The sequence below is a fragment of the Streptomyces sp. NPDC012888 genome, assembly GCF_042900645.1.
Classification (GTDB): domain Bacteria; phylum Actinomycetota; class Actinomycetes; order Streptomycetales; family Streptomycetaceae; genus Streptomyces.
In genome coordinates this window covers 83,491-104,839 of sequence record NZ_JBIBBM010000015.1, presented here as the reverse complement: position 1 = coordinate 104,839, position 21,349 = coordinate 83,491, and the positions used below count along the sequence as shown (strand labels likewise).

Annotated in this window: 22 protein-coding genes; 12 read left to right on the top strand and 10 right to left on the bottom strand. The window is 74.8% G+C overall.

What is annotated here, in order from left to right:
- Positions 1 to 409 precede the first annotated feature (409 nt).
- The 3 genes from ACFY61_RS24630 to ACFY61_RS24620 are packed head-to-tail and all read left to right on the top strand — an operon-like array spanning position 410 to position 1,693.
- Positions 410 to 799, top strand: coding sequence for a hypothetical protein (locus ACFY61_RS24630; protein WP_389475125.1), 390 nt, complete (start codon positions 410 to 412; stop codon positions 797 to 799).
- Positions 796 to 1,077, top strand: a complete 282-nt coding sequence (locus tag ACFY61_RS24625; protein WP_389475123.1) for a DUF4031 domain-containing protein — start codon at positions 796 to 798, stop codon at positions 1,075 to 1,077. The genes ACFY61_RS24630 and ACFY61_RS24625 overlap by 4 nt, the downstream gene beginning before the upstream one ends.
- A gap of 46 nt (positions 1,078 to 1,123) precedes the next feature.
- The gene (locus ACFY61_RS24620) at positions 1,124 to 1,693 is read left to right on the top strand and encodes a Uma2 family endonuclease (RefSeq protein WP_389475121.1); all 570 of its coding nucleotides are present in this window, start codon (positions 1,124 to 1,126) and stop codon (positions 1,691 to 1,693) included.
- A 22-nt stretch (positions 1,694 to 1,715) separates the two neighbouring features.
- On the opposite strand, the gene ACFY61_RS24615 is transcribed toward ACFY61_RS24620, so the two are convergent.
- Positions 1,716 to 2,411 (bottom strand): copper homeostasis protein CutC, encoded by a 696-nt coding sequence (locus tag ACFY61_RS24615; protein WP_389475119.1) that lies wholly within the window; start codon positions 2,409 to 2,411, stop codon positions 1,716 to 1,718.
- 149 nt (positions 2,412 to 2,560) lie between these two features.
- Between ACFY61_RS24615 and ACFY61_RS24610 the strand changes: the two genes are divergently transcribed.
- Positions 2,561 to 3,214: a hypothetical protein gene (locus tag ACFY61_RS24610; protein WP_389475117.1), complete on the top strand. Its 654-nt coding sequence runs from the start codon at positions 2,561 to 2,563 to the stop codon at positions 3,212 to 3,214.
- Positions 3,215 to 3,376: 162 nt separating this feature from the next.
- The gene (locus ACFY61_RS24605) at positions 3,377 to 4,579 is read left to right on the top strand and encodes a Cmx/CmrA family chloramphenicol efflux MFS transporter (protein ID WP_389475324.1); all 1,203 of its coding nucleotides are present in this window, start codon (positions 3,377 to 3,379) and stop codon (positions 4,577 to 4,579) included.
- A gap of 150 nt (positions 4,580 to 4,729) precedes the next feature.
- On the opposite strand, the gene ACFY61_RS24600 is transcribed toward ACFY61_RS24605, so the two are convergent.
- Positions 4,730 to 6,814: a HelD family protein gene (locus tag ACFY61_RS24600; protein WP_389475115.1), complete on the bottom strand. Its 2,085-nt coding sequence runs from the start codon at positions 6,812 to 6,814 to the stop codon at positions 4,730 to 4,732.
- Between the two features lie 300 nt (positions 6,815 to 7,114).
- On the opposite strand from ACFY61_RS24600, the gene ACFY61_RS24595 reads away from it, so the two are divergent.
- The gene (locus ACFY61_RS24595; protein ID WP_389475113.1) at positions 7,115 to 7,300 is read left to right on the top strand and encodes a hypothetical protein; all 186 of its coding nucleotides are present in this window, start codon (positions 7,115 to 7,117) and stop codon (positions 7,298 to 7,300) included.
- 51 nt (positions 7,301 to 7,351) lie between these two features.
- On the opposite strand, the gene ACFY61_RS24590 is transcribed toward ACFY61_RS24595, so the two are convergent.
- Positions 7,352 to 8,995 (bottom strand): DNA repair helicase XPB, encoded by a 1,644-nt coding sequence (locus ACFY61_RS24590; RefSeq protein ID WP_389475111.1) that lies wholly within the window; start codon positions 8,993 to 8,995, stop codon positions 7,352 to 7,354.
- Positions 8,996 to 9,207: 212 nt separating this feature from the next.
- The gene (locus ACFY61_RS24585) at positions 9,208 to 9,807 is read right to left on the bottom strand and encodes a DUF4291 domain-containing protein (RefSeq protein ID WP_389475109.1); all 600 of its coding nucleotides are present in this window, start codon (positions 9,805 to 9,807) and stop codon (positions 9,208 to 9,210) included.
- 100 nt (positions 9,808 to 9,907) lie between these two features.
- On the opposite strand from ACFY61_RS24585, the gene ACFY61_RS24580 reads away from it, so the two are divergent.
- Complete coding sequence (locus ACFY61_RS24580) at positions 9,908 to 10,129, top strand: type II toxin-antitoxin system VapB family antitoxin (RefSeq protein WP_389475107.1); 222 nt, start codon at positions 9,908 to 9,910, stop codon at positions 10,127 to 10,129.
- Positions 10,126 to 10,542, top strand: coding sequence for a PIN domain-containing protein (locus ACFY61_RS24575; protein WP_389475105.1), 417 nt, complete (start codon positions 10,126 to 10,128; stop codon positions 10,540 to 10,542). Before ACFY61_RS24580 ends, ACFY61_RS24575 begins: the two co-directional genes overlap by 4 nt.
- A gap of 1 nt (position 10,543) precedes the next feature.
- Here ACFY61_RS24575 and ACFY61_RS24570 read toward each other — a convergent pair whose 3' ends face one another.
- On the bottom strand, positions 10,544 to 13,012 hold the full coding sequence (locus ACFY61_RS24570) for a helicase-associated domain-containing protein (RefSeq protein ID WP_389475103.1): 2,469 nt from the start codon (positions 13,010 to 13,012) through the stop codon (positions 10,544 to 10,546).
- 74 nt (positions 13,013 to 13,086) lie between these two features.
- On the opposite strand from ACFY61_RS24570, the gene ACFY61_RS24565 reads away from it, so the two are divergent.
- Entirely contained in the window at positions 13,087 to 14,064 is a 978-nt protein-coding gene (locus ACFY61_RS24565; RefSeq protein ID WP_389475101.1) for an HAAS signaling domain-containing protein, read from the top strand.
- Between the two features lie 638 nt (positions 14,065 to 14,702).
- The gene (locus ACFY61_RS24560; RefSeq protein ID WP_389475099.1) at positions 14,703 to 15,329 is read left to right on the top strand and encodes an HAD family hydrolase; all 627 of its coding nucleotides are present in this window, start codon (positions 14,703 to 14,705) and stop codon (positions 15,327 to 15,329) included.
- 155 nt (positions 15,330 to 15,484) lie between these two features.
- On the opposite strand, the gene ACFY61_RS24555 is transcribed toward ACFY61_RS24560, so the two are convergent.
- Positions 15,485 to 15,811: a hypothetical protein gene (locus ACFY61_RS24555; protein WP_389475097.1), complete on the bottom strand. Its 327-nt coding sequence runs from the start codon at positions 15,809 to 15,811 to the stop codon at positions 15,485 to 15,487.
- Between the two features lie 176 nt (positions 15,812 to 15,987).
- On the opposite strand from ACFY61_RS24555, the gene ACFY61_RS24550 reads away from it, so the two are divergent.
- Positions 15,988 to 16,371, top strand: coding sequence for a cold-shock protein (locus ACFY61_RS24550; protein WP_389475096.1), 384 nt, complete (start codon positions 15,988 to 15,990; stop codon positions 16,369 to 16,371).
- A 92-nt stretch (positions 16,372 to 16,463) separates the two neighbouring features.
- Here the strand turns inward: ACFY61_RS24550 and ACFY61_RS24545 are convergent, their stop codons facing one another.
- The 4 genes from ACFY61_RS24545 to ACFY61_RS24530 all read right to left on the bottom strand — a co-directional run bounded on the left by ACFY61_RS24545 (position 16,464) and on the right by ACFY61_RS24530 (position 19,994).
- Positions 16,464 to 17,312, bottom strand: a complete 849-nt coding sequence (locus ACFY61_RS24545; RefSeq protein WP_389475094.1) for a 1,4-dihydroxy-6-naphthoate synthase — start codon at positions 17,310 to 17,312, stop codon at positions 16,464 to 16,466.
- On the bottom strand, positions 17,302 to 18,042 hold the full coding sequence (locus tag ACFY61_RS24540; protein WP_389475092.1) for a futalosine hydrolase: 741 nt from the start codon (positions 18,040 to 18,042) through the stop codon (positions 17,302 to 17,304). The genes ACFY61_RS24545 and ACFY61_RS24540 overlap by 11 nt, the downstream gene beginning before the upstream one ends.
- 10 nt (positions 18,043 to 18,052) lie before the next feature.
- Positions 18,053 to 18,538, bottom strand: coding sequence for a DUF2771 domain-containing protein (locus ACFY61_RS24535; RefSeq protein WP_389475090.1), 486 nt, complete (start codon positions 18,536 to 18,538; stop codon positions 18,053 to 18,055).
- A gap of 91 nt (positions 18,539 to 18,629) precedes the next feature.
- Positions 18,630 to 19,994, bottom strand: a complete 1,365-nt coding sequence (locus tag ACFY61_RS24530) for an MFS transporter (RefSeq protein WP_389475322.1) — start codon at positions 19,992 to 19,994, stop codon at positions 18,630 to 18,632.
- A gap of 340 nt (positions 19,995 to 20,334) precedes the next feature.
- Here ACFY61_RS24530 and ACFY61_RS24525 point away from each other — a divergent pair, with 340 nt between their 5' ends.
- A complete protein-coding gene (locus ACFY61_RS24525; RefSeq protein ID WP_389475088.1) occupies positions 20,335 to 21,261 on the top strand; it encodes a DUF3027 domain-containing protein in 927 nt (308 codons plus the stop codon).
- The last annotated feature ends 88 nt before the right edge of the window (positions 21,262 to 21,349 follow it).

The window sequence follows — 21,349 nt, the reverse complement described above, 5'->3', positions numbered from 1 at the left end:
AGGTGCTGAGCGGGTCACGGGACGCCCCGGCGCGCTGTCGAGCGGCCGCTGTGCGGCGACGCGGGTGAACGTACGCCCTACGAGGGCGAGTTGCCGTGCGGCGGGCGGTCGGTGACCCCGTCCGCGTCGTCGCCGGGGCGCGGCGGGACGGCACCGGTCACGGCGAGTCGCCCACGGCTATGCCGGCCGTGACGGCGGGGGTGAGGGCGCGGGACTGCGCGGGCGCGGGCACACCCCGGCCCGCCGGGCCAGGGCCATGACCAGGGCCATGGCCAGGACTGCAGGATTCCTCCGCGCTCCGGCTCACGCTCCGAAAGGTATTTTCGGCGGGCCCCCCGGGCAAGGCGGCACGAGCCCCCGGGGGAAAGGGACCTTCGCCACATGACGGACCTGGGTCCACAATGACCCCATGGACCACGCGACCCCTCTGGAACAGGCGCTCCACGCCGCCCGCGCTCTTGTACTCGCCGATCTCGTCGCGGGCGAGGTCGCCGAGGCCGACGTCGTCTCCCTGGTCGAGGACTCGGTCGTGCACCGCCGCTGGTGGGTGGAGCAGTGGCCCGAGGGGGTCGACTACCTCGCCGGTCTGGTCGCGCAGGACGTCCAGGACGCCCTGCTGGAGAAGTACGGGCGCTGGCCGCTGTGCCCGGTGTGCTCGCACGGCGACCCCCACGCCCTGGACGTGGAGCCCGAGCTGGGCCCCGACCCGCACTGGGTGTGCGGGAAGGCGGGCGTGAAGGTGGCGTCGGTCGGCGGCCTCGCGCCGGTGTTCCACGGCTCGGGCGGGTTCGCCGAGTGACCCTCTACATCGACCCCGCGACCTGGCCGGGCCACGGCCGGATGTGGTCGCACCTGGTCAGCGACGTCTCGTACGAGGAGCTGCACGAGTTCGCGGCGTCCATCGGCTGTCCGCGGCGCGCCTTCGACCGGGACCACTACGACGTCCCGTCGGAGCGGTACGCGGACGCGGTGGCCGCCGGCGCGGTCGAAGTCGGCAGCAAGGAGCTGGTCAGGCGGCTGACGGCGGCGGGGCTGCGGCGCCCGAAGCGGCGTCCGTCGTCCCCGTCGTCCGTATGAGTGAAGAGCCGATCTGCGCGGCGGGACGGACACTACGGTAGGGGACATGACCGCCATGCCCGAGTGGATGAGCCCGCCGCGGGCCGAGGGCTGGTACGCGGAGGACCTGGACCACCTCCCGGAAGCCCCTCGGCACACCGAGCTGATCGACGGAGCCCTCGTCTTCATGACGTCCCCCCAGAGGTGGTGGCACGGTGAAGTCGTCACCGCGCTCACCATCGCGCTCAGGCAGCAGGCGCCGGAAGGCTGGCTTGTCGGGCGGGAGATGACCATAAGGCTCGACAAGCGCAATCGTCCCGAGCCCGACCTCCTCGTGACGACGACCGCCTACGACCCCGACCGCACCTGGTTCGCCCCGGAGGACGTGCAGCTCGTCGTGGAGGTCGTCTCGCCCGAGTCCGCGCACCGTGACACCACCGTCAAGCTCCGCAAGTACGCCGACGCCGGGATCCCGCACTACTGGTGCATCGAGGACCAGGCCGGAGCCCCCGTCGTCCACGTCTACGAGCTGGACGTGCCGACCGGCGCGTACGCCCCCGCCGGCATCTTCCGGGAGGTCATGAAGCGGCCGGTCCCCTTCGAGATCGAACTGGACCTCTCCACGCTCACGCCGTAGGGGACCCGGCCGCCCGCGGCCGCTAGGACAGGGCCGTGCGCCACTCCGCGACCGCGGTCGCGCTGACCGGGCGGTCCCAGCCACCGGGGCGGGCCGCGCCGCCGATGTGGAAGGCGTCGATGCCGGCCCCGCGGAGTGCCGGCAGGTGGGTCAGGGTGAGGCCGCCGCCGACCATGATGCGGGCCTGGTAGCCGGGCTCGCCGCGGCGGGCGGCCTCCGCGAGGAGGACGGGCAGACCGGCGTCCACGCCGTCGGCGGAGCCCGCCGTGAGGTAGGTGTCCAGGCCCGGGAGGTCCGCGAGGGCCTTGCGCAGCTGGTCGCGGTCACAGGCCCGGTCGATGGCCCGGTGGAAGGTCCAGCGGCAGCCGGCCAGTTCGGCGGTGAGCGCCTCGACGGCGGCCAGGTCCAAGGTCCCGTCGGCGTTCAGGAAGCCCAGTACGAACTCCTCCGCGCCCTCCGCGCGCAGGGCGCGGGCTTCGGCGGCCAGCGCGGCCACGGCGGCCGCGTCACCGGCGGCGAAGCCGTCCGACGCGCGCAGCATCACGCGCAGCGGGATGTCCACCGCGGCCCGGATCGCCGCGAAGGTCTCCCGGGGCGGTGTGAGCCCGTCGGCGGCCATGTCGGTGACCAGTTCCAGGCGGTCGGCTCCACCGTCCTGGGCCGCGACCGCGTCCTCCACGTCGAGGGCGATCACCTCCAGGACCGCACGGTTGCTCATCTGACCCCATCCTTCGGAAATCCGTTAAATCAGTCGGTACGGAAAATAGGTCTAGTCCAATATCCAGGGTACGGGTCGGCGGGCGTGCTTCACCAGCACAATCACGTCACCCCCACAAGGGCGCCACAGCCGCACAGCACAATGGCCGCATGGACACCGACACCGCGGAGCGCCGGCAGCGGCTTGCCGACGCATGGAACGCGACCGCCGCCGAAGCCGGCGCCCGCCGCGATCCCGCCCCCTACGCCGACCGGCTGCTCGACGCCTGGGCCGAACCGCAGCGCCGGTACCACACCACCGCCCACCTGGACGCCGTCCTCCGGCACGTCGACCTGCTCGCCGGACACGCGGCCGACCCGGCCGCCGTCCGCCTCGCCGCCTGGTTCCACGACGCCGTCTACCGGCCCGACCGCTCCGAGAACGAGGAGCGCAGCGCCGCCATGGCCGAGCGCGCCCTGCCCGAGCTCGGCATCGACGCCGCACGCACCGCGGAAGTGGCACGGCTGGTACGCCTCACCGTCACCCACCACCCCGAGCCCGGGGACACCAACGGCGAGGTGCTGTGCGACGCCGACCTGGCCGTGCTCGCCGGCGGCCCCGACGCGTACGCCGCCTACGTCGCCGCCGTCCGCGACGAGTACTCCTTCGTACCCGAGGAGTCCTTCCGTACCGGACGGGCCGCAGTGCTGCGGCAGCTGCTCGACCTGCCCCGCCTGTTCCACACCCCGTACGGCACCGCCCACTGGGAGGCGCCGGCCCGGCGGAACCTGGCCGCCGAGCTCGCCACACTGATCGAGAACTGACCGGGGACGGGCCGAGGAGCGGTCCGGGGGGCGACCTGGGGGCGGCGGTGTTCGGCGGTCGGCGGGCGGCGGCGTGCGGCGGTCCGGGCGGGCGCCGGGGGAATGCGGTCGGGCCGGCCGGAGTTGATCCAGTTCATGCCAGCGAACGCCGAACGCCCCCGTATGCCCGTGGCCGTCTACATCCTCGGCCTGTCCGTCTTCGCGCTCGGCACGAGCGAGTTCATGCTCTCCGGCCTGCTGCCACCCATCGCCCGGGACATGGACGTCACCATCCCGCAGGCCGGCCTGCTGATATCCGCCTTCGCCATCGGCATGGTCGTCGGCGCGCCCCTGCTCGCCGTCGCCACCCTCCGGCTGCCCCGCCGCACCACCCTGATCGCCCTGATCAGCCTGTTCGGGCTGGGCCAGGTCGCCGGCGCGCTCGCCCCCTCCTACGAGCTGCTCTTCGCCTCCCGCGTGGTCGCCGCGCTCGCCTGCGCCGGGTTCTGGGCGGTCGGCGCGGCCGTCGCCATCGCGATGGTCCCCGTCGACGCCCGGGCCCGCGCCATGGCCGTCATGATCGGCGGGCTGTCCATCGCCAACGTCCTCGGCGTACCGGCCGGCGCCTTCCTCGGCGAGCACCTGGGCTGGCGGTCCGCGTTCTGGGCCGTCGGCGCCGCCTCGGCGGTCGCCCTGGCCGGCATCCTGGCCAAGGTGCCGCGGATCCCGCTCCCGGAGGAGCGGCCGACGCTCGGCCGTGAGCTGCGCATCTTCCGCGACCGGCAGGTGTGGCTGTCCATCGGAGTCACCGCGCTGGCGGCCGGCGGCGTGTTCTGCGCCTTCAGCTACCTCGCACCGCTGCTCACCGACGTGGCCGGGCTGGGCTCCGGCTGGGTGCCGTGGGTGCTCGGACTGTTCGGGATCGGTGCGCTGGTCGGCACCACCATCGGCGGCAGGGTCGCCGACGCGCACCTGTTCGGCGTGATGATCTGGGGCATCGTCGCCTCCACCGCGTTCCTCGCGGCGCTCGCCCTGCTTGCGTCGGTCGCCGCGGCGGCCGTCGCGCTGTCGTTCCTGATCGGCGTCTCCGCCTTCTTCACGGCGCCGGCGCTCAACGCCCGCATGTTCAACGTGGCGGGCGCCGCGCCCACCCTCGCTGGGGCGACCACCACCGCCGCGTTCAACCTGGGCAACACCGGTGGGCCGTGGCTGGGCGGGACGGTCATCGACGCGGGGTACGGCTTCGCCGCGACCGCCTGGGCGGGCGGGGCCATGACGGTGACGGCCATCGCGCTGGCCGTCGTCGCGATGCGTCTGGACCGGGGCGCGCCGTCCCGCGTGATCGCCTCGTCGCGCCCGGCGACCCCGGCGACCGTACGGAGCTGAGGGCGCGGCGCCCGGAGCCGGAGCCGGGGCCGGAGCCGGAGCCGGGGCCGGGGCGGGAGTCGCGCAGCAAGCCCGAGGTGTGGGCGGGCGTCCCGCCCCGCGGCAGGGCCCCGCGTGCACGGCCCCGCGGCGCGAGCGCCTGCCGGGCGATCAGGCCAGGGCCGCCGGCAGGGGTGCCGCGTGGAGGACCGTGAGGCCGGACACCGCCCGGGTGAGGCAGACGTAAAGCCGCCGCAGACCGGTCCGCTCGTCCGCCTCCCCGTCGACCACGGCGGCCGGCTCGTCCAGCACCACGTAGTCGTACTCCAGACCCTTCGCCAGCGAGGCCGGCACCAGCGTCAGCCGGGCTTCCGCGGTGGTCTCCTCGCCCGGCGCCAGGTACGGCAGCCCGGCCTCCAGCAGCGCCTCCGCCAGGACCGGGATCCGCGCGTCCGCGGCGATCAGACCGATCGACCCCTCCTGGCGGAGCGACTCGCGGCAGGCCCCGACCACCGCCCCCGTCAACTCCCCCGGGTCACCGACCGCCGTCACGGCCAGAGATCCGGGCGTCTCACGCACCGAGGAGACCGGGGCCAGGCCCGGCGAGATCGCCGGGAGCAGCCGCGACGCGTACGCGATGACCTCGCGCGGCACGCGGAAGCCGGCGGTGAGCTCCTCCAGCACCGCCCCGGGCTTGCCCAGGTGTCCCAGGGCCTCGTCCCAGCTGCGGGTCGCCCACGGTGTGGTGCCCTGGGCCAGGTCTCCGAGCACGGTGGCCGAGCCGGTGGTGCAGCGGCGGCCGACCGCCCGGTACTGCATGGGGGACAGGTCCTGCGCCTCGTCGAGGACGACGTGCCCGAGGGAGTGGGTGCGTTCCACCAGGTCGGTGGCCTCGTCGACGAGGACCAGGTCGGCGGCGGACCACTTCGCCGAGCGCACGCTGCGGAACGGCTTGGGCCACAGCAGCAGCTTCTGCTCGTCCGCGGTCAGGATCCCCTCGGCGTGTTCGGCGAGGAACTCCGGATCGGACAGCAGCCGCAGCACCAGCCTGGCCGGGTCCACGGCCGGCCAGATCTCCTTCACGGCGGCCTTCACGGCCGCGTTGCGGGCCACGGCGTCCTGCACCCGGTCGTCCGGCGCCTCGCCGGCCTGCTCCATCCGCACCAGGACGGCGTGCGCGATCCGCCGGGGGAGCGCCTCACGGGCCGCACCGTAGCGGATGTCGCGTTCCTGCAGCTCGGTGACGATCTCCTGGAGCTCGTACGCGGGGATCCGCCAGCGGCGCGAGCCCCGGACCACCATCAGCGCTTCGGCGGGCGCCGACACGTGGGAGCGGAGCGCCCGGCGCAGCACCTCCGCCATGCGGGCGTCGCCCTTCACCACGGCGGCCGCGGCGGAGTCCGTGGCCCTGACCTCGAAGCCGCCCGCGACCAGGTCGTCCACGGTGGCCTGCTTGACCTCCAGCTCGCCGAGGGCCGGCAGCACCTGCTCGATGTAGTGCAGGAAGGAACGGTTCGGCCCGATGACCAGGGTGCCGGTGCGGGCCAGCCGCTCGCGGTGGGCGTACAGGAGGTAGGCGACCCGGTGCAGGCCGACGGCGGTCTTCCCGGTGCCGGGGCCGCCCTGCACGCAGACCGAGCCGGCCAGGCCGGAGCGGACGATCTCGTCCTGCTCGGGCTGGATGGTGGCGACGATGTCGCGCATCGGGCCGACGCGGGGCCGCTCGATCTCCTGCTGGAGCAGCTTGCTGACGCCGGCCGTCTCCGCCGGGTCGGAGAGGTGCTCGTCCTCGTACGCGGTGAGCTCGCCGCCGGTGTAGCCGAAGCGGCGGCGCAGTGCCACGTCCTGCGGGTCCTGCCTGGACGCGCGGTAGAAGGGCTGGGAGACGGGCGCCCGCCAGTCGATCACCATCGGGTCGCCCTCGGCGTCGTGGACGTGCCTGCGGCCGATGTAGAACCTCTCGCCCTCGCCGCCCTCGGCGAGGTCCGCTCCGGGCGCGTGCAGGTAGTCGAGGCGGCCGAAGAACAGCGGGGTGTGCGCGAGGTCGGCCAGGGCCTTGATGCGGTCGTCGATCTGCGCCTGGAGGACGATCGCGTTGACCCAGTTCGCGGTGACGTCGCGGATGTCGAGCGCCTCGACGTCCGCGCGCATCGCGCGCAGGGCGGCGCGGGAGGCGGCGAGGTGGGCGCGTTCGCGGCCCAGCGGACCGTCGGTACCGGGGGCGGCGGGGGTGGTGTCGGGGACGTGCGCGGGCACGGAACTGCCTCCTGCTTCGAACCTGGACCAGTTGGGTCCGCCCGGTTCCGACCGGACGGTGGCACTCCCCGGTGATGGCGGCGAGGCGGCAAGAGCGGAGATTGTAGTCAGGCGCGCGGCGCGTTGCGAACCGGTTTCCGGCGCCGCTCTGGCTCTCCCGTAGGGGTGACGTACGGGAGGGTGTCAGACCTGCGGCAGAGGAGCGGCGGCCGGCCATCGGCCGCGAGTAGTACGCGGCGGGCCCGTGGATTCGCTCCCGGGAGCGATGCGCGGCACCGCCCGGAAACCGACCATGGACACATGAGCAGCGCAACCCTCACCCCGGTCCGGGTCGGTCGCCCGAGCGGCGCCACCACCACCTCCGACAGCCACGCCAGGCACCGCGTGGGCGGCGCCCTGCGGGCCGCGAAGGTCTTCGCGGCGACCGCGTTCAGCGTCGTCCTGCTGGGCGAGTTCGGCGAGGACGCCGGCGTCATACGCCGCTGACGCCGGCCCCCGACTGCTCGCCGGCCCCGGCCGCTCCCGTACGCGCCTGGGTCAGTGCTCCCGGAGCACGTCGTCGGCGTCCATGATCCGGTAGGCGTAACCCTGCTCCGCCAGGAACCGCTGGCGGTGCGCGGCGAAGTCCTGGTCGATCGTGTCGCGGGCGACCACCGAGTAGAAGCGGGCCTCGTGTCCGTCCGCCTTCGGGCGCAGCACCCGGCCCAGACGCTGGGCCTCCTCCTGGCGGGACCCGAACGTTCCCGACACCTGGATGGCCACCGTCGCCTCGGGCAGGTCGATGGAGAAGTTCGCGACCTTGGACACGACCAGCACGCTGATCTCGCCCTCCCGGAACGCGTCGAAGAGCTTCTCCCGCTGCGCGTTGGAGGTCTCCCCCTTGATGACGGGCGCGTCGAGGTGCTCGCCGAGCTCGTCGAGCTGGTCGATGTACTGGCCGATGACCAGGGTCTGTTCGCCGCGGTGCTTGCGGACCAGCGCCTCCGTCACCTTCCGCTTCGTCGCGGTCGTCGCGCAGAAGCGGTACTTCTCCTCCGTCTCGGCGGTCGCGTACGCCAGCCGCTCGCTCTCCGTCAGGTTCACCCGCACCTCGACGCAGTCGGCGGGCGCGATGTAGCCCTGCGCCTCGATCTCCTTCCACGGGGCGTCGAACCGCTTCGGCCCGATCAGCGAGAAGACGTCCGACTCGCGGCCGTCCTCGCGCACCAGGGTCGCGGTCAGGCCGAGCCGCCGCCGGGCCTGGAGGTCCGCGGTGAACTTGAACACCGGCGCGGGCAGCAGGTGCACCTCGTCGTAGACGATCAGCCCCCAGTCCCGCGAGTCGAACAGCTCCAGGTGCGGGTAGACGCCCTTCCGCTTCGTCGTCAGAACCTGGTACGTCGCGATGGTCACGGGCCGGATCTCCTTCCGGGTCCCGCTGTACTCGCCGATCTCGTCCTCGGTCAGCGAGGTCCGCTTCACCAGCTCGTGCTTCCACTGCCGGGCCGAGACGGTGTTCGTGACCAGGATCAGCGTGGTCGCCTTCGCCTCGGCCATGGCGCCCGCGCCGACCAGCGTCTTCCCCGCCCCGCAGGGCAGTACGACCACTCCGGACCCGCCGTGCCAGAAACCGTCCACGGCCTGCCGCTGGTAGGGCCGCAGCTGCCAGCCGTCCTCGGCCAGCTCGATCGGGTGCGCCTCGCCGTCCACGTACCCGGCCAGGTCCTCGGCGGGCCAGCCCAGCTTGAGCAGGCTCTGCTTGATCTGCCCCCGCTCGGAGGGGTGCACCACCACGGTGTCGGCGTCGATCCGGGCCCCCACCAGCGGGGTGATCCGCTTGGACCGGAGGATCTCCTCCAGCACCGGCCGGTCGGTGCTGGTCAGCACCAGCCCGTGCGTGGGGTGCTTGGACAGGGTGAGCCGCCCGTACCGGGCCATGGTCTCGGCGACGTCCACGAGCAGGGCGTGCGGCACGGGATACCGCGAGTACTCCACCAGCGCGTCCACGACCTGCTCGGCGTCATGCCCGGCGGCCCGCGCGTTCCACAGGCCCAGCGGGGTGATCCGGTAGGTGTGGATGTGCTCGGGCGCCCGCTCCAGCTCGGCGAACGGAGCGATGGCCCGGCGGGCGGCCTCGGCGAGCTCGTGATCGACTTCGAGCAGCAGCGTCTTGTCGCTTTGAACGATGAGCGGACCGTTCACCTGGCGTGCGTCCCTTCCGGCCGGCGCGACCGCCCGAATGCGGACGGCCAAACCTCCAGTCTGCCGCATCCCTCGCCGAACGGGCCTACCTCACGACAGGCCCGCCCCCTCGGCCCGGGTGCGGGCGGACCGGACCGAGCTCGACGTGGTCGGCCACCGGCCGGTGGGCGCCCGGACGCGTGCGGCGTGGACGTTCCCCGAGGATCGTGCGCCTACGCGCCGAGGTGAGGGAGCGGGCCGGAGGGATAGCGGCTCTCGGCCGGGAGCAGGCCCCGGGCCGCCTCCACGTCACCCGCCAGCACCAGGGCGTGGATCTCCCGGGCCAGCGGCGTGACGTCACGGATGCCGACGGTCCACTCGTCCGCGTAGGCGCGGGCCAGAGGTCCCGACAGGCCCAGTTGCAGGGACCGGTACGGCAGCGGTCGCAGGCGCAGGTCCCGCTCCGGGTCCCACTGGACCCGGGCCGGGGCCGTGCGCAGGGCGGACCGCCAGGCGTCCCGGTCGGCGTGCACGCCGCGCGCGTAGTGCGACAGGCAGGCCCCACCCAGGGCGCGGTCGAAGCCCTCCCGGGTGATCTCGACGGCGAGCACCGTCTCCTGGCCGGCCTTCGTGGCCCAGCCGCAGCGGTACATCATCCACAGGAACGACGGCTTGATCCAGGTCATCCGCTCCCGCTTCCAGGCCGGCGGGAACCGCCCGTCCCGGGCGGCCGGCCCGCCCAGGTGCGGCGCGTACGCCTGGTAGACGGTGACGGTTTCGGCGGTGTACGCGGCGCGGATCTCACGCACCGCGGGCTCGTTCGACTCGGACACGCCCCCAGCGTCGGCGATCCACTCCCGCCCGCGCACCCGAATTACGCCCCCGGCCGTACTCTGTTGATGAGAGACCCACGCTTTATATACGGAGGCTGTTGTGTCCCTTACGACGATCGACCTGGATGACGAGGCCCTGGCCGTCCTGATGCGGGTCACCGGCATAGGGACCAAGAAGGAAGCCGTGAACATGGCCATCCGGGAGGTGGCGGAGCGGCACAAGCGGATCGAAGCCCTCGAGCGCTACGCCGCGCTGGCCCAGGACTGGGACTACGAGGGCTGGAAGCGGCGGAACGACGCCGACAAGGGACTCGACACGTGAGGCGCTTCCTCCTCGACTCGTCGGCTTTGTGGCGCATCCAGCGGGACAAGGAAGTCCGGAACGCCTGGTCGGAGGCGATCAGCAGCGGGGTCGTCGGCTCCTGCTGGCCCCAGCGGTCGGAGTTCCGCAGGTCGGCGCGGAACCGGAGCGAGTACGACGCCATGTCGGACATGTTCGACAGCCTGTATCCGGACGTCACCGTGCCCAAGTCGGCACCCCAGTGGATCGAGGCGGCCCAGCACCAGCTCGCACGGACCGGAGGGCATCAGGCGCTCTCCGTCGTCGACCTGCTCATCGCCGCGACGGCCGCGCATCACGGCCTCACGGTCCTGCACGACGACGGTGACTTCGTCACACTGGCCCGCTCCCTGCGGGACCTGCGCCAGCGGAACGTCCGCGACGTCCTCGGCTGAACTACACCTGGTCCTCGGCCAGTTCCGCGACGCCCGTGATGCGGTGCAGGGCGTACGTGCGGACCTCGTCGGCGGTGTGGTCGTAGCCGGTGACGAAACCGCCCTCGACGCGGACCGGGGCGATGACCCGCTGGCTCGCCGCGCCCTCCGCGTTCACGTAGCCGATCCACACCGCCGACCCGGTCAGCGCCGCCGCCTGCACCGTCGCCAGGGTCTCCGCCGCCGTGGTGCGGGGCAGTTCACCCGGCACCGGAGCCGGCGTCGCCGGCTCCTTGCGCACCGCCGTCGCCGCCACGTCGCCCGCGCGGATCGCCCGTACCGCCGCGGCCAGCAAGGTCTCGTCCGGGACCGGCGGGCCGTCCGGGACCGGAGCCGGGGGCGTGCGCGGCGGAGTCCGGTGCGCCGCGGGCCGGGCCACCAGCACGTCGCCGGTGGCCGACTCCGCGGCGGGCGCGTACCCCATCGCCCGCAGCCCGTCGAGGAGCAGCGTCGGCTCCGCCTGCGAAGCCAGCACCGTCGGCGCCAGCCGGCGCAGCGACAGCCCCGCCGAGCGCTTGTCGGCCAGGATCTCGCCCAGCAGCCCCTCGTCGTCACAACGCAGGTACGACGAAGCCGCGCCCACCCGCAACTGCCCGTGCCTGCGGGCCACGTCGTCGATCAGGTACGCCAGCGGCTGCGGAACCGGCGTACGGCTGTGCGCGGTGAGGAAGGCGTGCAGCTCCGCCGCGGACCGGCCGGAGTCCAGGGCGCGCCGCACCGAGCCCGGCGTGAACCGGTACACCGTCGCCCCGCCCTTCGACTCCACCACCGCCAGCACCGCCAGCGTCTCGGCGAGCTCCCGGTCCAGCGGCCCCGGGGCCACCGCCGTCAGGTCCGCCTGGAGCAGCACGTGGTCGACCGGCTCCGGCAGCAGCGGAGCCAGCAGCGGCGCCGGGTCCTGCCCCGCCAGCAGCGCCCGGCCCGGCCCGGAGAGCGCCCCCCGGCCGGTCACGCCCAGCAGCTCGGCCTCCTCCAGGGTCCACCGGGCCAGCCGGGCCCGCAGGTCCCCGGCGCCGCGGGCACCGACGGGCCGCTCCCAGGCGAGCCGGTCCAACAGGGCCCCCGTGTCGGCGGAACCGCCCTCGGGCAGCGCGGCGAGCAGCTCCAGCACCCGGCGGCGGACCTCCGGGGCTGCGGAACGGTCCAGCTCCGGGCCGAGTGCGGACAGGGTCCGGCCCTTCGCGTCCTGTTCACCGACCAGCCGGGCGGTGCGGGACGCCGGCAGCCAGGCGGTGACCAGCGCCGACCAGCGCCGGTGCGGGGGGAGTTCCACCCAGTCGTCGTAGGCGGGGGTCGGCGCGTACCGTTCGTCGGCCTCGCCGTCGCTGGCCAGCAGCCCGGCCGCGTAGGCGAGTTCGATCCAGAACGCGGCGGTGGGCTCGGCCAGGTCGAGGGCGGCCGCGGTCCGCTTCAGGTCGCGTACGGACAGCCCGCCGGCCCGCAGCACGGCCGGACCGTTTCCGTGCTCCCACGACGCCAGCAGCTCCTCCACCGTGGCCAGCGCGGTCAGCGCCTGCCCGGCGGCGTTGGCGTCCACAAGCTGTGGACGGTGTTCCCGCGCCGCCGGCACCGGCGGGGCGACCGGCTCGGGCACCCGGTGCGCCCGCCCACCCCGCAGGTGCAACGCCACCTCCCGCGGCAGCACCAGCGTCCGCGCCGACGCCGGCAGCAGCAGACCCCGGTCGCGCAGCCACCGCACCGGCGGCGCCGGGTCCGCCGTGACCTCCCCGTACGGCGGACCCCAGACCAGCCGGTCCAGCACCTGGTGCGCCTCCGCCGGAGCCTCGTCCAGCAGCGCCGCCATCCGCTCCGGATCGGTGAACAGCCCGGTCAGCGCGGCCACCGCCGACACCGGGTCGTGCGTGGCGGGCAACCCCGCGGTGACCACGATCTGCTGCACGCGGTTCGGGGACATGCCCGCCGTCGCCTCGGCCACGGTCGGCCCCAGCCCGGTCGGCGACGGCCGGGACGGCCCCGGCGTCAGCAGCTCCCGCGCCGTCCGCACCAGCCGCAGCCGGTCGTCACCGCCCCACACGACCGCCTGCGCGCGCAGGGTGCCCAGCGCGGCCGGCAACGCCGCCCGGATCGCGTCGGTCATACCGCCCGGCGCCGGATGGCTGCCCGTCAGCAGCACCTCCAGCGTGGGGAGGTCACACGGGTCCGGCGCCACCGCCAGCGCCTCGGCGGTCTGCAGCGCGAACCGGTCCAGCCGGTCCAGGGCCCGCACCACCGACGCGCGGGTGCCGGCCCGGGTCGCCAGCTGCGTCACGTCGTTCGGGACCGGCCCGAGGAGGTCCGGGCGGGCACGCAGCAGTTCGGCGAGCCCCGCGTCGTCACGGGCGCGCAGCGCCTCGGCGAGCGAGCGCGGGGCGCTGCCTCCGTTGCTTGCCTCAGGCACGGTCGCCTCCTGGTCGCGTCGGACGGTCCCCATCCGGCCAACGGTATCCCCTGCGTCCGCTCTCCGTCCCTGCCTGCTCCGGCCCGCGCGCGCTACCGTTGCGAGCCGTGGGGATCGAGAGCGACCATCTGGTCTACGAATACCTGAGCCGCGTCGGGGATCTGGCGCAGCGTCGGCAAGTGCCGTCCGGCGACCGGATGCGGCTGGTCGCGGGCCTGCGGGACGAGATCGACCGGCGGCGCGCCAAGTACGAGCCGGAGACCCCGGCGGCGGTGCGGCGCATCCTGGAGCGGATGGGGACGCCGGAGGAGGTCGTCGACGCGGTGGCCGCGCGGGGCGCGGCGACTCCCCCGACCGGTAACGCGCCGCCCGCGCCCCCCTCGCCCGCGGCGCCCCCGACGGTCTCGGTGCCCGAGCAGCGGCGGGCGGGTGCGCCGCCGCACCTGGCCGGACTGGACGAACTGGGCCTCTCCGGTGGCGACGCCGAGCCCGACTGGTGGCGGGTCGACCCGGCGGCGTACGGGGCGGGGCCGCAGGTCGAGGGTTTCGCGGGCGGCCTGGAGTTCCCGAAGCCCCCGCCGGAGAAAACGGAGCCGAGCCCCGACGCGGAGCAGGACCCCACCCCCGACCCCGGCGCGGCGGCCGGTGCGCGACGGGGCGGGCGTGCCCGGGCGCTGGCCCGGAACCTCCGCGAACGCCGGCGCAGGAAGGCCGCCGCCACGGCGGAGCCCGCGGCCGCCCCGGCCCGGCCCAGACCGCACGCCTTCCTGCTGCTCGCGGCCGCGGTGCTGGTGGCGGGGGTGGTGACCGGCTCCTGGCTGCTGCTGGCGCTGGGCTGGCTGTGCGCGTACGGGTCGCGGGTGCTCGGGCCCACCGAGCGGAAGGTGGTCGTCTTCGGGCTGCCGGGGACGGTGCTCGCCGGGGTGGTGGTGTGGCTGTGGGGCCGGGCGGACGGCCGGTGGGGCGAGGCGCTCGCGGAGGGACAGGCCGGGGCGGCGTTCACCGGGCTCTGGCCGTGGACCGTACGCGGCGCCGCCCTGGCCTCGGCGCTGTACCTGACCTGGCGCGCCAGCCGCCGCCGCTGAGCGGGGCGGGGCGGGGGTGCGGGTGCGGGTGTGGCGGGGTCGCGGGTGTGGCGGGGGTGTCTGCGGGGCGGGTGGTGCGGGGGTCGGGGGCTCCGGGTGAGGGTGTCCGGGACTGCATGATTTACGGCGCCGAACTCGGAACCGGTCCGTAGCCCGGCGGTCGCGCCACAAATCACGCTTTACGTCCCGGACACCCTCCCCCTCCGCCCCCGCCCCCCTCCCGCCGTCTCTCGGCTTCCCCGCCCATTCCGCACCCTTCCGGTCCATCCTCCCGGCATGGCGAGTTCCAGTGCTGCCGGCGGAGGTGCGGGCGCGGGTGGGGTTTCCCCTTGCCGAGCGGAGGTGTGCCGGCGTGGGGGTGCGGGGGTGGGGGTGGAGGGTGGGGGTGTCAGGGACGTAAAGCGTGATTTGTGGCGCGACCCCTGAGCCACGGGCCGGTTCCGAGCTCTGCGCCGTAAATCATGCAGTCCCTGATGCCCTCACCCGGAGGCCCCGCCCCCGTGCCCCCGCGCCCCGTCCACACCCCCGCCCGGCCCCGCCCAGCCCCGCCGGCGATTGAGGCGCGGGGTGCGGGGCGGAGCCCCGCGAGCCCGGCCGGACACGCCCGCGCCACCAGCCGTTCGCCCCGCCTCGGCACAATGGCCCGCATGACCCTCACCGTCGGCTTCGACCTCGACATGACCCTCATCGACTCCCGCCCCGGCATCAGGGCCGCCTACCAGGCGCTCTCGGCCGAGACGGGGGCGTTCATCGACGCCGACCAGGCCGTGACCCGGCTGGGCCCGCCGCTGGAGGAGGAGCTCGCGTACTGGTTCCCCGCCGCCGAGATCCCGGCGATGGCCGACCGGTACCGGGAGATCTACCCGACGTACGCGATCGAGCCGACCCCCGCGATGCCAGGGGCCCGCGAGGCCGTCGAGGCGGTCAGGGCCATGGGCGGCCGCGCCATCGTGGTCACGGCGAAGCACGAGCCGAACGCCCGGCTGCACCTGGCCCACCTGGGCATCGAGCCGGACGCGGTGATCGGCTGGCTGTGGGCCGAGGCGAAGGCGGGCGCGCTGCGGGAGCACGGCGCGCAGGTGTACGTCGGCGACCACGTGGGCGACGTCCGCGGGGCCCGTACGGCCGGGGCCCTGTCGGTTGCGGTGCCCACCGGCCCGTGCCCGGAGCCGGAGCTGCGGGCGGCCGGGGCCGACGTGGTGCTTCCGGACCTGACGGCGCTCCCCGCGTGGCTGACGCAGTATGCCGCGGCCCAGCCGGTCTGACCCGGCCCGGCACCGGCGGGGAGCACCGCACCCGGAGGCGGGCCCGGCAGCGGCGGGCCCGGCAGCTGCGGCCCCCGGTGACGGCCCCCGGTGGGGTCAGGTCCGGCGGCCGGAGCCCCCGCGGCCACAGCCACCGCGGCCCGAACCCCCGCGGCTCAACCCGTCTGCTCGGCGGAGCCACCCGCGGAGCCGCCCGCGGAGCCACCCGCGGAGCCGCCCGCCGAGCCCAGCGCCCCAACCGCCGCCCGCGCCTCGCGCCGCTGCGCCGCGGCCGAGCGGAGCACCCCCGCGGCCGAGATGGCGAAGCCGACGCCCATCAGCATGCAGACGGCCCACGCGTAGGACGGGAACGGATCGGTGCCGAGGAACAGCGGGGCCATGGTGGCGAGCGTCGCGAGCGCGCCCGCGATGAAGACGATCCCGCCGGTACGGACCAATGCGTCGCCGGGCCGCGCTTCGTCGGCCGGAGGAGTAGCAGTCACCCGACCAGGGTAGTTCCCTGGCCGAAGCGGTCTCCAGGAAGGACCGGGGGACGTCTTGTCAGCGGCCCCGGGACCATTAGCCTGGAGGCTGGCGGGTCACGGTGACCCGCTGCACTGCTATCCGGAGCCGTTCGACGGCGTTTCGGACCCGACGAGTACAAGGACAGAGGACAGACGTGCCTACCGGCAAGGTCAAGTGGTTCAACAGCGAGAAGGGCTTCGGCTTTCTCTCCCGGGACGACGGCGGCGACGTCTTCGTCCACTCGTCGGTGCTCCCTGCCGGGGTCGATGCACTCAAGCCCGGCCAGCGCGTCGAGTTCGGCGTGGTCGCCGGTCAGCGCGGTGACCAGGCGCTTTCCGTGACGGTGCTGGACCCGACGCCGTCGGTCGCCGCGGCGCAGCGGCGCAAGCCCGACGAGCTCGCCTCGATCGTCCAGGACCTGACCACCCTCCTGGAGAACGTCACCCAGCAGCTGGAGCGCGGCCGCTACCCCGACCGCGCCTCCGGCGGGAAGATCGCCGGCATGCTGCGTGCGGTGGCCGACCAGCTGGACGTCTGACGGTCGCACGGCTGCGCCCCGTCACCCGGTCGGGTGGCGGGGCGCAGCCGCGCGTCAGGGAAGCCGCCCCGGGAAGCCGCCCCGGGAAGCCGTCACGGGAAGGCCAGCGCGCCCGGGGCGATGGGCGGGACCAGGCCCTCGGCCGCGGCGCGGGTCAGCAGGCCGCGCACCGCCGCGTACCCGTCGTCGCCGAGCTCGGCGGTGAACTCGTTCACGTAGAGGCCGATGTGCTGGTCGGCGACCTTCGGGTCGAGTTCCTGCGCGTGCGCCCGTACGTACGGCCGGGACGCCTCGGGGTCGTCCCAGGCCATCCGTACGGAGGTGCGGGCCGCGTCGGCCAGGGCCCGCAGGGCGGGCGCGCCCAGCGAACGCCGGGCGATGATCGCGCCGAGCGGGATGGGCAGGCCGGTGGTGGACTCCCAGTGCTCGCCCATGTCGGCCAGGCAGTGCAGCCCGTAGTCCTGGTAGGTGAACCGGGCTTCGTGGATGACGAGGCCCGCGTCGACCCGGCCGTCGCGCACGGCCGGCATGATCTCGTGGAACGGCAGTACGACGACCTCGCCGACGCCCCGGGGCAGCACGTCGGCGGCCCACAGCCGGAACAGCAGGTACGCCGTCGACCGTTCGCTGGGCACGGCCACGGTCCGTCCGGCCAGGTCCAGTCCCGGCTCCCGGGTCAGCACCAGCGGGCCGCAGCCCCGTCCGAGGGCTCCGCCGCACGGCAGCAGGGCGTACTCGTCGAGGACCCACGGCAGCACCGCGTAGGACACCTTCAGCACGTCGAGCTCGCCGCGTTCGGCCATGCCGTTGGTGATGTCGATGTCGGCGAAGGTCACGTCGAGCGCGGGCGCACCCGGCACCCGGCCGTGGGCCCAGGCGTCGAAGACGAAGGTGTCGTTCGGGCAGGGCGAGTAGGCGATCCGCAGGGCGTCACCGGTCATGTTCTCCCCAGTTCGCGAGTACGGGCCCCAGTGCGCGGAACCCGTCGGCCAGCGCGGCGAGCGCGTCGCCGATCCGCCAGGCCGCCCGGTCGCGCGGGCCGACGGCGTTGGACACGGCACGGACCTCCAGCACGGGCACGCCGTGCGCGGCGGCGGCCTCCGCGACGCCGAAGCCCTCCATGGCCTCGGCCCCGGCGAGCGGGTGCCGGGCGGCGAGCTCGGCGGCCCGGGCGGCCGTGCCGGTGACGGTGGAGACCGTGAGGACGGGTGCGAGCAGCGCGCCGGTGGCCTCCGCGGCCCGCGCGGCGAGGTCGGCGGGGGGCAGGTGGACCGTCCGGCCGAAACCGAGTTCGTCGACGGGTACGAATCCGTCAGGTGTGCCGGCCCCGAGGTCGGCGGCGACGAGGGCGTCGCCCACCACGAGTGAGCCGACCGGCGCGGCGGGCTGGAACCCGCCGCCGATCCCGGCGGACACGACGAGCCGGTACGGGGCCGGGTGGGCCAGGGTGAGGGCGGTCGCGGTCGCGGCCGCCGCGGCGGCCGGACCGACGCCGCCGACGAGGACGTCGAGGGCCAGTCCGGGGATGTGGCGGCGGGTGAGGGGGTAGCCGCCGGGGAGCGCACGCGCGCCGGTGTCGGCCGGGTCCGGATCGGGAGGGAGACCGGCCGTGAGACCGGTGGCGACGGAGTCTGCCTCCGCCGCCACCGCCGTCACGATGAGCGCGCGCACCGGGGGGCCGCTACTTCAGCTTCAGCTTGAAGGCCCAGACGGACAGCGGCTTGCCCTCGGCGGACAGCTCGACGATGCTCAGCGCCTTGGAGGCGGGGGCCTCGCCCTGGCCGCCGGTGGCGAAGATGTCGGCGTTCGGGAAGCTGCGGTAGGTGTTGGAGGACAGGTCGGTGATCGGCTGACCGTCCAGGACGGCCTGCCACTTGCGGCCGTCCTCGACGACGTCCGGCTCGACGCCGAGACGCAGGGTGTCCCCGCGGCCGTACTCGATGGTCTTGGCGCCCTTGGGGTTGGTCAGGCAGTCCGAGACCTTCTCGATGGACAGCTCCTTCTTGTCCTCGCAGACGGCCTCGGCGGAAACCGACGACGTGCCGACCGTGACGGTCGCCAGGGGAGTCGGCTTGTCGCAGGCGGACAGGAGGAGGAGGCCGGCGGACACGGCCCCGAGGGCCGCGACGCTGCGGCGGGCCCTACCCGAGAAAAGCGGTGCGGTCATGAGCCGAAGGCTATCGGTCCGCCCCCGCCCCCCGCCGCACGGGGTGCCCCGCCGCGCCAGCTCCGGGCGGTCCCCGCCGCCCGGACGGGTCTCAGGCCGTCCGGGGCCGGTGCCCGAGGGTGACGAACACGCCCCGGTACGCCATCGCCGTGCCCGCCCCGACGAGCAGTGCGGCGGCCCCCATGCCGAGCACCCCGTTCAGCGGCAGCGCGATGCCGATCGCGCCGCCGAGCACCCACGCCATCTGCAGCAGGGTCTCGGACCGGGCGAACGCCGACGTCCGCACGGCCTCCGGGACGTCCCGCTGGATCATCGCGTCCAGCGACAGCTTGGCCAGCGCCTGGGTGAACCCGGCGGACGCGCCGAGCAGCGCCACCATCACCCCGCCGAACAACAGCGCGGCGAGCAGCGCCACGACGAGGGTGAGGGAGAGGACCGCCGCCACGATGGCCTCCGGGGCGCGGGCCCGCAGCCACGCCCCGACGGCCGTTCCGCACGCGTTCCCCACACCCGCGGCCACGCCGACGATGCCGAGGGACACGGCCGCGCTCTGCCCCGACAGCGGGTGCTCGCGCAGCAGGAACGCCAGGAAGAAGATCAGGAAGCCGGACAGGCCGCGCATCGCCGCGTTCGCGCACAGCCCGCACAGCACCGACGGGCTGACGGTCCGCAGTCCGGGCCGGCGCGAGTGCGGTTCGTGCGTGGACAGCCTGGCCCGGGCCTCGCCCCTGGCCTCGTCCACCTTGTGCGGCAGCCGGAACGCCGCGAACGTGCCGGCCACGAACACCGCGCACGCGCCGTACAGCGGCCACGCCGGGCCGACCAGGTGCAGCAGCGCCCCCACCGGCGCTGCCGCCCCCGTCGCCAGCAATCCTGCCAGCGTCACCCTCGAGTTCGCCTTGACCAGGGAGAACGTCGGTGGCAGCAGCCGCGGTACCACCGCGCTGCGCACCACCCCGTACGCCTTGGACGCGACCAGTACGCCGAGCGCCGCCGGGTAGAGCTCCAGGCCCCCGGAGGCCACCGCGCCCGACATGGTGAGGGCCAGCACCGCGCGGGTCAGCATCGCGCCGGCCATCGCCGCCCGCCGGCCGTGCGGCAGCCGGTCCAGCAGCGGGCCGATGACGGGGGCGAGGAGGGTGAAGGGGGCCATGGTGATGGCCAGGTAGAGCGCCACCCGTCCGCGTGCCTCGTCCGTGGGTACGGAGAAGAACACCGTGGACGCCAGCGCGACGGTGATCATCACGTCGCCCGCGCCGTTGAAGGCGTGCAGTTCGATCAGTTTGGCGAGGCCGGACTCGCCGGCCCCCTGCGCGTGGGTGGCCCGCCGGATCCCGCGCGCCGTCCCGGTGAACGGGAGGTGGAGGGCGCGCCCGACCGCCCGGCCGGCCCTCCGGGCCCGGCCCGGGCCGTCGCCGGACGACCGTACGGGTGCCACTTCGCCATAGTGCCCCAGCGGGCCCGCCGCGACGCGTCCCGTGCGGCGGCCGGGGGGAGCCGGTCTCGCGGGGGTCCGGGCGATGTCCGCGAATCGGACGTGCATGTGGGCCCACGGCGCCGGACGAGGTAGCGTGCGTAGCGCGCCACCGGCGGTTGCTCCTGGCCGCGCGCCTCCTCGCCATCCCGCAGAATGGATAGCAGTAGGTGCGCCCGGGACCCAACGGGCGCGGACGTCGACGCGGCCCTCTGGTCCGCTCCGCCCGTGCCACGCGTGGGGACAGTACCGACGGGCCGTCGTGAACGGCGGCAAGTACGGACGGCGCACTCGTGAGACGGCGTAGGAGAGAACGAGACCAGTGAGTGCTGCGACGACGCGAAGCCGTACTAGCCGTACCCCCCGTACCCCGGACCGCCTGTGCGCCGAGGCGGTGGACCTCGCCCGGGCGGCCGCCGAGGAGGCCGCCGCGCCCGGTGTGGTCGGCGAGCACGTCTCGGTCGTGGCCGAGGGTGACCGGGTGGTCACGCACCTCTTCGAGTGCAAGGAACCGGGTTACCGGGGCTGGCGCTGGGCCGTGACGGTGGCCCGCGCCTCCCGCGCCAAGTTCGTCACCCTCGACGAAACGGTGCTGCTTCCCGGGCCGGACGCGCTGCTGGCCCCCGAATGGGTGCCGTGGAGCGAGCGGCTGCGCCCCGGTGACATGGGGCCGGGCGACCTGCTGCCCACCGACGCGGAGGACCTGCGGCTCGAGCCCGGTTACTCGGGCGAGGACGCGCCGCCGCCGAACTCCGTCGTGTCGGAGGAGATGGCCGAGCTCGTCGAGGCGGAGGACGCGGACGTCACCGACCGGGTGAGCGTGCCGGAGCGCGGCTCGATCACCGCGGTCGCCGAGGAGCTCGGCATGCGGCGGGCCCGGGTGCTGTCCCGGTACGGGCTGCACACGGCGGCGGACCGCTGGGACGAGGCGTACGGGGCGAAGACCGCGATGGCGCAGGCGGCGCCCGCGTCGTGCGTGTCCTGCGGCTTCCTGGTACGGATCGGCGGTTCGCTCGGACAGGCGTTCGGCGTCTGCGCGAACGAGTTCGGGCCGGCGGACGGGCACCTGGTGTCACTGGCGTACGGCTGCGGTGGGCACTCGGAGGCCGCGGTCATGCCGAAGCCGCCGCGGCCGGCGCCGCCGGTGCTGGACTCGATGCGGGCGGACGAGTTCTCGCTGCGGCCTTCGGCGGACGAGGGGTCCCTGGCGCCGGCGGACCAGTCCGAAGCGGACCTGGGCCACAGCTAGGAGCGGTCCGGCGGAACGCCCCGCGCAGCGGCCGCAACCCGGCCGCGACTGCCCGGGCAGCTCCCCGCGCCCCCGACGGGGCCGGGCG